The organism is Micromonospora sp. NPDC049903 (assembly GCF_044460945.1).
Lineage (GTDB): Bacteria > Actinomycetota > Actinomycetes > Mycobacteriales > Micromonosporaceae > Micromonospora.
In genome coordinates this window covers 195,640-207,152 of sequence record NZ_JBITKL010000001.1, presented here as the reverse complement: position 1 = coordinate 207,152, position 11,513 = coordinate 195,640, and the positions used below count along the sequence as shown (strand labels likewise).

The 11,513-nt window shown below is 72.6% G+C and carries 10 protein-coding genes; 6 read left to right on the top strand and 4 right to left on the bottom strand.

Annotation, left to right across the window (positions count from 1 at the left end; all coding sequences use genetic code 11):
• The first annotated feature begins 19 nt into the window (after positions 1 to 19).
• From ACIBO1_RS00910 to ACIBO1_RS00885, 6 genes are all read left to right on the top strand, one after another.
• Positions 20 to 1,177, top strand: coding sequence for an acyl-CoA dehydrogenase family protein (locus tag ACIBO1_RS00910; RefSeq protein ID WP_396740397.1), 1,158 nt, complete (start codon positions 20 to 22; stop codon positions 1,175 to 1,177).
• Positions 1,177 to 2,037 carry an HpcH/HpaI aldolase/citrate lyase family protein gene (locus ACIBO1_RS00905; RefSeq protein ID WP_396740395.1) on the top strand — a complete coding sequence of 287 codons (861 nt, stop codon included), beginning with the start codon at positions 1,177 to 1,179 and terminating at the stop codon, positions 2,035 to 2,037. The genes ACIBO1_RS00910 and ACIBO1_RS00905 overlap by 1 nt, the downstream gene beginning before the upstream one ends.
• Positions 2,034 to 2,642 (top strand): hypothetical protein, encoded by a 609-nt coding sequence (locus tag ACIBO1_RS00900; RefSeq protein ID WP_396740393.1) that lies wholly within the window; start codon positions 2,034 to 2,036, stop codon positions 2,640 to 2,642. Before ACIBO1_RS00905 ends, ACIBO1_RS00900 begins: the two co-directional genes overlap by 4 nt.
• Before the next feature lie 3 nt (positions 2,643 to 2,645).
• Positions 2,646 to 3,410, top strand: a complete 765-nt coding sequence (locus tag ACIBO1_RS00895; protein WP_396740391.1) for a thioesterase family protein — start codon at positions 2,646 to 2,648, stop codon at positions 3,408 to 3,410.
• A 3-nt stretch (positions 3,411 to 3,413) separates the two neighbouring features.
• The gene (locus ACIBO1_RS00890) at positions 3,414 to 4,583 is read left to right on the top strand and encodes an acyl-CoA dehydrogenase family protein (RefSeq protein ID WP_396740389.1); all 1,170 of its coding nucleotides are present in this window, start codon (positions 3,414 to 3,416) and stop codon (positions 4,581 to 4,583) included.
• Between the two features lie 152 nt (positions 4,584 to 4,735).
• On the top strand, positions 4,736 to 6,754 hold the full coding sequence (locus tag ACIBO1_RS00885; RefSeq protein ID WP_396740387.1) for a sigma-70 family RNA polymerase sigma factor: 2,019 nt from the start codon (positions 4,736 to 4,738) through the stop codon (positions 6,752 to 6,754).
• A gap of 31 nt (positions 6,755 to 6,785) precedes the next feature.
• Here ACIBO1_RS00885 and ACIBO1_RS00880 read toward each other — a convergent pair whose 3' ends face one another.
• The 4 genes from ACIBO1_RS00880 to ACIBO1_RS00865 form a co-directional block, all read right to left on the bottom strand.
• On the bottom strand, positions 6,786 to 7,184 hold the full coding sequence (locus tag ACIBO1_RS00880) for a carboxypeptidase-like regulatory domain-containing protein (RefSeq protein ID WP_396740385.1): 399 nt from the start codon (positions 7,182 to 7,184) through the stop codon (positions 6,786 to 6,788).
• 132 nt (positions 7,185 to 7,316) lie between these two features.
• Positions 7,317 to 8,357: a trypsin-like serine peptidase gene (locus tag ACIBO1_RS00875; protein ID WP_396740384.1), complete on the bottom strand. Its 1,041-nt coding sequence runs from the start codon at positions 8,355 to 8,357 to the stop codon at positions 7,317 to 7,319.
• 175 nt (positions 8,358 to 8,532) lie between these two features.
• Complete coding sequence (locus ACIBO1_RS00870; RefSeq protein ID WP_396740382.1) at positions 8,533 to 9,804, bottom strand: cation:proton antiporter; 1,272 nt, start codon at positions 9,802 to 9,804, stop codon at positions 8,533 to 8,535.
• A 78-nt stretch (positions 9,805 to 9,882) separates the two neighbouring features.
• Positions 9,883 to 11,178 (bottom strand): MFS transporter, encoded by a 1,296-nt coding sequence (locus ACIBO1_RS00865; RefSeq protein WP_396740380.1) that lies wholly within the window; start codon positions 11,176 to 11,178, stop codon positions 9,883 to 9,885.
• Between the last annotated feature and the right edge of the window lie 335 nt (positions 11,179 to 11,513).

The window sequence follows — 11,513 nt, the reverse complement described above, 5'->3', positions numbered from 1 at the left end:
TCACCCCCAGGAGGCACCGATGGACTTCACCCTCACCGAGGAGCAACGCGAATTCCAGCAGTTGCTGCGGTCCTTCGTGAACCGGGAGATCATCCCGGTGGCGCGGGAGTGGGAACAGACCGGCCGCTACCCGACGGAGATCGTGCGGGGAATGGCGGACATGGGGCTGTTCGGCGTCACCGTTCCCGAGTCGTACGGCGGCCTCGACCTCGACCCGGTGTCGTTCGCCCTGGTCTTCGAGGAGATCTCGCGCGGCTGGATGGGCATCGCCGGCATCCTCGGCAGCCACTCGCTGGCCTGCCGCATGATCGCCATGCACGGCACCGAGGAGCAGAAGCAGACGTACCTGCCGGGGCTGGCCACCGGCGAGCGCCGTACCGGCATCGGGCTGACCGAACCGGACGCCGGCACCGACCTCCAGGGCATCCGCACCACCGCCCGCCGCGACGGCGACCACTACGTGGTCAACGGCACCAAGATGTGGATCACCAACGCCCGGTACGCCGACCCGCTGCCGGTGCTGGTGAAGACCGACCCGACGGCCGTACCCGCGCACCGGGGCATGAGCGTCCTCCTGGTCGACGCCGACCTGCCCGGCTTCACTGTCACCCGGGACATCCCGAAGCTCGGCTACAAGGGCACCGAGTCCTGCGAGGTGCTGCTCGACGACGTACGGGTGCCCGCCGACCGGCTGCTCGGCGGCGTCGAGGGCACCGGACTCAAGCAGGCGCTCTCCGCCCTGGAGTGGGGCCGGGTCAACATCGCCGCCCGCTCGGTCGGCATCGCCCAACGCGCCCACGAGGAGGCGCTCGGTTACGCCGGTCAGCGCAAGGCGTTCGGCAAGCACATCGCCGACTTCCAGGCCGTCCAGATCAAGCTCGCCACCATCGCCACCCAGGTGCAGGCGGCCCGGCTGATGGCGTACTGGTCGGCCGACGCGGTCCGTCGGGGACGTGCCGACGCGCAGACCGGCATGGCGAAGATCTTCTGCTCGGAGGTGGCACTGGAGGCCGCGATCGAGGCGATGAAGATCCACGGCGGGTACGGCTATTCCACCGAGTTCGAGGTCGAGCGGCTCTACCGCGACGCGATCCTGATGAGCATCGGCGAGGGCACCAACGACATCCTGCGTACCGTCGTCGCCAAGGCCCTGGTGCGGGGCGAGGTGACGATCTGATGGGCGCGCCCTTCCCGCCCCGCTCCTACCTGTACGTGCCCGGCAACGCCGCCGACAAGCTGGCCAAGGCGCCGGAACGGGGCGCCGACGCGCTCATCGTCGACCTGGAGGACGCGGTGCCGCTGGCCGGCAAGGCCGCCGCCCGCGACGCCGTGGTGGCCTGGCTCGCCGGCCGCCCGACCCACCTGCCGATCTGGGTACGGGTCAACTCCGGCCCCCTCGCCGAGGCGGACCTGCGGGCGCTGGCCGGAGCGCCGGCCCTGACCGGAGTGGTGCTGGCCAAGGTGGACACCTCGACCGACGTGGCCGCCGCCGCCGAGCTGCTCGCCGCCGCCGGTGACCACGACACCCTGCTGATGCCGATGGTGGAGACCGCCACCGCGCTGCTCGACGTACCCGCCGTCGCCCGGCAGGCGCGGGTCTGTCAACTCCAGATCGGCGAGGTAGACCTCGCGGGCGAACTCGGTCTCTCTCCCGGTGCCGACGACGTCGAACTGGCCCCGATCCGCAGCCAGGTGGTGGTGGCCAGCGCCGCCGCCGGCCTGCATCCGCCGGTCGGGCCGGTGTCCACGATCACTGCCGATCCGGTGGCGCTGGCGGACTCGACACGTCGGCTGCGCCGACAGGGCTTCGCCGGTCGCGCCTGCATCCACCCCCGCCAGCTACCGGTGGTGCACGAGGTGTTCACCCCGACGGCGGCGGAGGTCCAGGCGGCCCGCGCCGTCATCGCCCTGCTCGACCGGGCCACCGCCGCCGGCAGCGGAGTGGTTCTCGACGAGTCGGGTCGACTCGTCGACGCGGCCGTGCTGCGCTCGGCCCACCGTACGCTGGCCCTGGCCGAGCAGGCGGGTGTCGAGTGAGCGGCACCGGCCCGGACGGGCCCGCCGCCGGTCGTGGCCGGGCGCCCCGGCCCGAGCAGGTCGACCTGACCGCCGCCCGTCACCCGTGGCGGGAGGTGCCGATGCCCGGCGCGAACCTCGGCTTCCACCTCACCCGACTCGCCTCCCGGTCGGGTGCCTTCGTGGTGCACGGCCACTTCCCGGCCGGTTTCGCCCGCAGCGTGGCGGGCGGCTATCTGGTCGACGAGGAGTTCGTGGTGCTCGACGGCGAGCTGCTGCTCGGCGACGCCACCTACCGCCGGGGCGACCTGACCTTCGTACCGGCCGGCGCGGTCCGGACCCGGATGAGCGCCCCGGGTGGCGCCACCGTGCTCGCCTGGTTCGGCGGACCGGCGGAGTTCCACCCCGCCGACCGCCTGCCGGCCCCTGCCCTACCGCTGGCCGAGACCGTCCACCTCGGACCGGACACGCCGTTGCCGGACCTGCCGGGCGCGCGCTGGCGGCGTGGCGCGTCGGTGCCGCCCGACGCCACCGGCGACGTGCTGGCCGCCGACCTGTCCGGCTGGCGGCGGCTCGGCACCGGCGCGGCACCGGGACCGCAGGACTTCGTCCGGCTGGAGAGGTAGCGCATGGGCTCGCCGGTCTTCGCCCAACGATGGCTCGGGATGCAGGGCATCTTCGGCGGGTTCGTGCTCGGCCGGATCGTGGACGCCGCCGACAGCGTCGACGGTTTCGCCCCGCAGGCCGTCACCCTGCACTTCGTGGCGGGGGTACGCCCCGGACCGGTGCAAATGACCACCGAGACGCTGCACCGGGGACGGGCCACCGCCAGCCTGCGGATCACGCTCAGCCAGCAGGACCGCGCCCGGGTGCACGCGATGGCCTCGCTGGTGCCGGTCGGTCAGCGGTTCCGTTGGCGTCGACGGGAGGACCCGGCGGCCTGGGGCGACCCGGAGACGCTGCCCGCGTACGTGCCCCGGCACCGGCCGTTGGCCTACAGCGCCCAGCTCGACGTCCGCACCGGCAGACCAGCGAGCCTGGCCGACGGCACCTCCGCCTGGGTACGGATCGCACCCGAGGCCGAGTTGGGCGAGGCACTCGGACCGCACGCCGTCGCCTCCATCTATCTCGACGCGCTGCCGCCCGGCCTGTTCACCCTCGCCCCGCCGCCGCACTTCGTGCCGTCGGTGGACTTCACCATCCACTTCGCACCCGACGTCGGCGACGTCGCCGGAGGCTGGCACCACGTGGTCAACCGGACGGTCTGGTCGACGGAGGACTTCTGCGTGGACGAGGCGACGCTGCACGACCGGGCCGGAAACCCGATCGCCCAACTGCGCCAGGGCCGGGCGATCCAGTGGCACGACCCCACCCGTACGCCCGGGGACGGGTGACCGGTGGGTGACAACGGCGTCCTCGCCGCCCTCGACCTGGACCGGACGTTCCTCGCCGAGGAGCACCGGTCCCTGCGCGACCTGATCCGGCTGGTGGTGGCCCGGGACGTGGTACCCGCCGCACCCGAGTGGGAGCGGCAGCGGCGGGTACCACCCGGGGCGTTCACCCGCCTCGGTGACCTCGGGCTGCTCGGCCTCTCCTTCCCGACCCGCCTCGGCGGCGGGGAGGCGGGCGTCCGGGGCGCGGTGGTGTTCCACGAGGAACTGGCCCGTTCCACCTTCGGCGGGGTGGCCAGCTCGGTCGGCACCCACACCGACTTCTCCGCGCTGCACCTGGCCCGGGGCGGCAACGCCGCGCAGGTCGACCGGTGGCTGCCGGCGATCCTCGCCGGGCGGACCGTCGCCGCGCTCGCGGTGACCGAACCCGAGGCGAGTTCCGACCTCACCCGGCTCGCTCTGCGGGCCCGCCGCGACGGCGACACGTACGTCCTGGACGGCACCAAGACCTTCATCACCAACGCCAACATCGCCGGCCTCTTCTTCGTGGTGGCCCGCACCGGCGACGCGGGACGGCACGGGTTGTCGTTGTTCGCCGTCGAGCGGGGCGCACCCGGCCTGGCCAACGGGCGCACCTTCGACAAGTCCGGCTGGCACTGCGCCGACACGGGCGAGCTCGTCCTCACCGACTGCCGGGTTCCGGCGGCGCACCGGATCGGCCCGGAAGGGGCGGGGTTCGCGTTGCTGATGCGTGGCCTCGACCACGAGCGGCTCTGTCTGGTGGCACAGGCGGTCGGGTTGGCCGAGGCGGCGTTGGACGCCACCGTCGGCTGGGCGCGGAGCCGGCCCGCGTACGGCGGGGTGCTCTGGGACAAGCAGGCGGTCCGGCACCGGGTCGCGGACCTGGTGGGGCGGCTCGCCGCCGGCAAGACGCTGCTCTACCACGCCGCCGCGCAGCTCGACCGGGGCGCCGACGGCCGGGTGTACGCGGCGCTTCTCAAGGCGCAGTTGCCGGAGCTGGCCAACGAGATCGCCTACGCGGCGGTGCAGTTCCACGGCGGTGCCGGCTTCGTCCGGGAGGGACCGGTGGAGCGGATCAGCCGGGACGCCCGGTTCCTCGCCATCGGTGGTGGCGCCACCGAGGTCATGCGCGACGAGGTCGCCCGCCTCATCTGAATTTGCGACGTCCCGGCCGTGGCCGCGGCGACGATGTTCGCGGAAACTGTTATCTCGTCCCGGCCCTGCCGTCTCCTGTGGGGAGGCATCGGCCGGATGTCTCGTCCGCCCGGAGTGCGACGGCGGTGCGATCACGTGGAGGAGTGGCGGGTATGCGGGTCGGAGACCGGGGTGGCGCGGACGCGAGTCTGGTGATCGCCGCCCGCGCCGGCGAACCACAGGCGCTCGACGCCCTGCTCGCGGCCTCCCTGCCGCTGGTCTACAACGTGGTCGGCCGGGCGTTGCGCGGGCACGCCGACGTCGACGACGTGGTCCAGGAGACGCTGCTGCGCGTCGTGCGGTACCTGACCGAGTTGCGGGACCCGACCGCCTACCGGTCGTGGCTGATCGCCATCGCGGTCCGCCAGGTCCGCGATCGCGAACAGCGGCGCCGTACCGCGCAGGAGCACACCTCGGACCTCGACGTCGCGTACGGCGTGCCGGATCCGGCGGCGGACTTCGCCGGCCTGACGATCCTCCGGCTCGGCCTGACCGACCAGCGGCGGGAGGTCGCCGAGGCGACCCGCTGGCTGGATCCCGACGACCAGACGTTGCTGGCGCTCTGGTGGCTGGAGTCGACCGGCGACCTGGACCGCACCGAGCTGGCCGCCGCCCTCGGCCTCACGCCGGCTCACGCGGCGGTGCGGGTGCAGCGGATGAAGGAGCAGTTGGAGGCGGCCCGGAGCGTGGTCCACGCGCTGCGGACCGCTGGCTGCTCCGGTATGCAGGAGCTGACCCGGGGCTGGGACGGCATGCCCCACCCGCTGTGGCGCAAGCGCCTGGCCCGCCACGTCCGCGAGTGCGGCCGGTGCGGCGGCTCCGATGGCGAGCTGTACCCGGTCGACCGGCTGCTCGCCGGGCTCCCGTTGCTGCCCGTCCCGCCGGGCGTCGCCGAGAACGCGCTGGCCCACCTGCCGCTGTCACCCACCCTCATCCCGAACGTCGCGCCGGTCACCCCACGGGCCGGCGCGGTGGGCCCCCACGCCCCGACCCCGGACCCGACGGTCGAGGCGTTCGGGCGCACCGCCGTCGTGCAGACCGGCGACGGTGCGCCCGGGGGTGTGCATGCGGCCCGCCCACGCGGGCTGGCGGGCCTCCTACCGGCCGGGTCGGCCAAGATCGCCGGGCCGGTCGCCGCCGCCGTCGCGGTGGTCGTCCTCGCGGTCGGTGCCATCGCGGTCGCGCAGCGGACCGGTCCCACGCCGGCACCGGCGGCACCACCGCCACCGGTGGCGGCACCGGCGTTCGAGGCGTCCTCGCCGCCGGCCTCCCCGGATGCGCCCGGCACGCCGTCCGCGACACCCACCACCCCGGCCGCCGGCACGTCGCCGTCGGCGAGCCCGTCGTCCCGTCCGACACCCACGGCGGTACGCCCGGCCGCGCCACCGCCCGCCGCCACCTCGACGAAGAAGGGCGTCGGCGTCTGGACCTTCGACGGGGTCGACGGGGCGCTGGCCGACTCCGGGGCGAGTTGGTACTACACCTGGAACGTCGCGCACCCGGGGGTGACCACCCCGCGCGGCAGCGAATTCGTGCCGATGATCTGGGGCGCGGACAGCGTGACCGCCGCCAACCTGCGGCAGGCCCGGCAGAACGGGAAGTACCTGCTCGGGTTCAACGAGCCGGACCTGAACGGCCAGGCGAACATGAGCGTGGAGCGGGCGCTGGACCTGTGGCCGCAGTTGGAGGCGACCGGCCTGCCGCTGGGCAGCCCGGCGGTGGCCTGGGGCGGGGACCGGCCGGGGGAGTGGCTCGACCGCTTCATGGCCGGTGTCAAGGAACGCGGCCTGCGGGTCGACTTCATCGCCCTGCACTGGTACGGCGGTGACTTCCGCACCGCCAACGCGGTGAGCCAGCTCCGCTCCTACCTGCAGGCGGTGCACGACCGGTACGGGCTGCCGATCTGGCTCACCGAGTTCGCGCTGATCGACTTCTCGAACGGGGTCCGCTTCCCGACCCAGGCGCAGCAGGCGGCGTTCCTCACCGAGGCGACCCGGATGCTGCGCGGGCTGCCCTGGCTGCACCGGTACGCCTGGTTCGGGCTGCCTGCCAGCGACAAGGACCAGACCGGCCTGTTCCGTCCCGGCGGCCAGACCACCGAGGTGGGGCGCGCCTTCCGCGCCGCCCGCTGACCGCACCGGCGTGCCCGAGGCCCAACGGGGTTCAGCGCAGGACGATGTCGAGGGTGGTGACCGCGCCGGCCGTGACGGTGGCGGTCTGCGGTTCACTCATCCGCTCGCCGGTGTCCACGACGATCTCGTACCGGCCGGGCGGGAGCCGCCACTCGTACCGCCCGGTGTCACCGGTGAGGACGCCGATCTCGGGGATCGCCGGTGCCGGGTCGTCGAGCGACTCGACCAGCACGGCGGCGCCCTGCACCGGATCACCGGTGGCGGAGGCGGCGGTGCCGGTCACGATGCCCGTGGTGTCGCTCCGGGGTGAAGGTGGTGACGGCCCGTCGTCCGAAACCGACCGGTCGCCGTGCCACACCAGCAGGCCGGCCCCGATCAGCAGCGGAGCGGCCACCAGCAGTGCGAGCGCCCCGAGGCGCCCCCTGGTCATGCCGGAACCCCGTTTCGCTCGCACATAACTGCTCCCTCGCTCGTGGTGACGGACAGTTACTGGGACGTGCCGGAGTGGCCGGCGGTTCCGTGGGGGGGGGGCAGTTCACCCCCCCCCCACGTCCGATTCCGGTCAGCCGTTTCGCCAGGCGATCAGGTTGTTGGCGACGGACTCGGTGATTCTGGTGCCGTGGTTGTTGGTCGAGTGCGGTGCGGAGCCGTGCACGCCGTACGCGTGGATGGCCATCACGCACTCGCCGGCGCAGAACGAGCTGCCGGCCGGGCGGGTCTGGTAGACCGGGCTGCCGCTCTGGCAGCCGAAGGTGTCGTTCTGGTAGAAGACCTGCCGGTCGTGGGTGACCTGGATGGTCTGCCCGGCGTGCCGCCACTGCTGCCCGAAGGTCTTGTCGCACGGGTAGCCGCTGACCGTGCTGGCGGTGCCGGTCAACGTGGCGCTCTGCCACCAGAAGCCGAACCAGCCGGTGGTGTTGCCGGCGGCGCAGTTGAGCCGGATCGCACCGTAGTCGTTGGTCTCACTGCCGTCCTGGGTCCAGCCGGTGACCGAGAGCAGCTGGGTCGCGGTGCAGGTGCCGTACGGCGTCGAGGCCCCGTTGCGGCCGGGGATGATCTGGAAGTCGCCGCGCGGGTAGAAGCCGTTGCCGCCGCCGCCGTTGGCACCGCCACCCGGGTGCACGCAGTGCCCGGCGGTGGCCACGATGCTGGGCCCGTACAGCCAGCCGGTGCAACCCCAGGTGGAGCCGCCGGTGGTCCGGACGATCTGCACGATCGCCCGGGACGGGAAGACCGTGGTCGGGTCGACGCGGACCCGGTTGTCGGTGCCGATCACGCTGAACACGCCGGCCGAAGCGCCGCCCGCCTTCAGCGCCTGGCCACCGGTGTCGAACCGGAGCCCGCCGGGCCGGACCGCGCCGCTGCCGGCGGCGCCGGTGACGCCGCCGCCCCGGGAGCCGTCGATGCCGCGCTGCACGCTGGTGGAGAGAGCGGTACTGGGTACGGAGCCGGAGTCGGCGACGGCGCCGTGCGCGCCGGACCGGGCGGTGGTGGTCGACGCCGCGGTGGCCGGCGCGGCGGCTACCACCGACGCCAGCACGGCGGCCAGGCCGACGGCGAGCATGATCCGCAGTCGGGCGGTGATGGACGGTGTGCGGGTCACGTGGGCCCTCCTCATCGAACGGTGACGCTGTCGATGGGGAAGCTATATCGGCCCGGATGATCCAGACTCGTCTCTGTCTGTCCGTCGACACCGCTACGTTCAGTTTCGGACAGATGGCACACCGTGTCGGCGTGTCGGGCGACGCGCCGACACGGTGTGTCGTCGAGGTCGGGCGCTACCGGGCGGGGGTGCCCGCCGGCTCCAGGTCCGGCGCGTGCGGCGGCGCGGTGTCCCGGCCGGTGGGCATCGGGTAGAGCAGGTGCAGCAGCGGCCCGGCCATCGCGGTCGTCACCAGCGCCATCACCACCATCGACGAGTAGAGCTGGCCGTCGAGCATGCCGAGTTCCAGACCGACGGCGAGGATGATCAGCTCGGTCAGGCCGCGCGTGTTCATCAGGACGGCGAGTGCGCTCGCCGGTCGCGGGGCCACCCCGCCGAGGCGGGCGGCGGCGAAGGCGCCGACGAACTTGCCGCCCACCGCGACCGCCAGGATGAGCCCCAGCTCGATCGCGTCACTGACGTCCATGGTGGACAGGTCGACCTTCAGTCCGGCGACCACGAAGAAGATCGGCAGCAGCAACATGCTGTTCAGGTGCGTGATGCGCTCGCTGACCTGGGCGGTGACGCCCTGGTCGGGTAGCACGGAGCGGGGCATCACCACGCCGAACAGGAACGCGCCGAAGATGAAGTGCAGCCCGATCCAGTCGGTGAACGCCGCCGACAGCAGCAGCCCGACCAGCGTGATCACCAGCGCCGCCGGGCGGGGTGAGCCACCCTCGGTGGGCTCGGCCAGCAGCCGACGTAGCAGTGGCCGGACGACCAGGAACATCGCCAGCACGTACGGCACGAACAGCAGCACCCAGATGGATCCGGCGCCGGCCCCGGCGACCGCGACCACGACGGCGAGCAGCGTCCAGGCGAGCACGTCGTCGATGGCGGCGCAGGCCAGCGCCACGCTGCCCAGCCAGGTGCGGCTCAGGCCCCGGTCGATCAGGATGCGGGCCAGCACCGGGAACGCGGTCACCGACATGGCCGCACCCATGAACAGCACGAAGCCCAGCTTGCTGTCGGTGGGGTGCCGGGGGAACAGATAGAGGGCGAGCAGCGCGCCGAGACCGAACGGCACGGCGATCGAGCCGGCGGCGACCGTGCCGGCCACCATCCGGCGTCCCCGCAGCAGACCGGCGTTCAGCTCGGCCCCCACGGTGAACATGAACAACACGACGCCGATCGTCGCCAGGACGGTCAGGAACGGTCGGATGTCGGTCGGGAAGAGGGTGTCGGAGATGAGGCCGTTGAACAGCGTCGGGCCGAGCAGGATGCCCACCACGACCTCGCCGATGACGGGAGGTTGCCGCAATCGCCGGGCCACCGCGCCCGCCCCGAAGGCGAGCAGCGAGATCAGTGCCAACGCGAGGAGGAGTGTCGGGACCTGATGCGAAGACATGGGCGTCTGTCTCCTGGTGAGAACGGTGGGTTGCCGGCCGCCGAGGAACGCAGGTCCGGGCCGGGTGGTGCGCGCTGCCTAGCGGTCCGACATCGGGGTCGTGACCGGCTTGGCGGTGGCGGCCAGGACGTCACCGGCCTGTACCTCGCCAGCCTGCACCTCGGTGGGCGGCACGTCGCCGGGCTGCTCGCCGGGGTCGGTGGGCTGCTCGGGCCGGGTGACCAGGTAGACGGCGGAGACGGTGACGGCGGCGGCCACGATGCCCAGCAGCAGCCGGTAGTCGAGCAGGGCGATGAGGGCCGCGCCGACGGCGATCGACAGGGTCTGCGGCACGGTCACCGCGAACTCGAAGGCCGCCGACGCGCGGCCGAGCAGGTGCTCCGGCGTACGGCGTTGCAGGGCGGTGGTGGCGCCGACGACGAGCCACGGGACGCAGAGGCCGAGCAGGGCCATCGCGGCGATCACCAGTGGCGTCATCTGGATCATCAGCAGCATGCTGGAGACGGCGACCATCGACAGACCGATGATCACGGTCATGCTCTCGCTTGTCCGGCGCAGGACCGCGCCGGCGGAGACCCCGCCGATGATGGTCCCGACCGCCTGCGCCGCACCGAGGACGCCGAGGAACGTCGGCTCGCGGTCCAGCCCGGCGGTGACCACGGCCAGTCCGATCGCCTCGAAGAAGCCGAGCACGAGCATGGCCAGTCCACAGGAGATGACGAGCTGGCGCAGCGTCACGGTGCGGCCGATGAAGCGCAGGCCGGCGGTGAGCTCGGTGCGCCAGGGCTCGCCGGACGGCACCGGTTTGGTCTCTTCCACCTTGATCGCCAGCAGGGCTCCGGCGGCCAGGACGAACAGCGCCGCGTCGATGAGGATGACCGCCTCCGGGCCGAGCCAGGCGAACAGGCCCGCGCCGACCACCGGCGCGAAGACCCGGATCAGGCCACGGACCGACTGGATCAGCCCGTTGGCGTCGCCCAGCAGGTCCTTGGGGATGAGGGACGGCAGCAGGGCGAGCTGTGCCGGACCGGTCACGCTGCCCAACGCGCCGTAGGTGAACATCACCACGTAGACGAGCCAGACGTGATGGGCGCCGCCGACCAGGAGCAGCAGCAGGACGACGGCGGCGAGGGCGAGGTTCGCGCCGATGAGCAGCGGGCGGCGGCGTACCCGGTCGGAGAGCAGCCCGGCGGCGGGCAGGAGAAGGCTGCCGGCGGCGAAGGAGAACATCACCAGGGCGGCGGCCGAGGTGCTTCCACTTATCGTCTTGACCCAGATCGTCATGGCCAGGAACAGCGCGAAGTCGCCGAGGTTCGACGCCGTGTCCGCCAATAGGTAAAGCCGCATCCGTCGCGTGGCAAGAATCCGTGACATGTCCTTCTCCTTGATAAAGGGCGCCAACGCGGGTGCGGCCAAAAGGCTGCCTCCAAGGGTCACACAAAAGACCAGCTGAAGGTGCGGATCGGTTTCCACTTGGCACAGTTCTGCCAGCGTGCCGCCGGCTGCCCCGTGGGCGGGCGCGCTCCGGAACTAGGCAAAAACGGCCCGAAGATGACGAGGGCACCGGGGTATCTGACCCATTCCTCGATGACATGTCCGATTGGTTCCGCCCGGCTGTGGCCGTTGACACCCCGATCCGGTCACTCCTAGCGTGCTGCCTCGTAACCCGGCGGGACCCGATCCAATTGCCGGACACGGACAGTAATTCA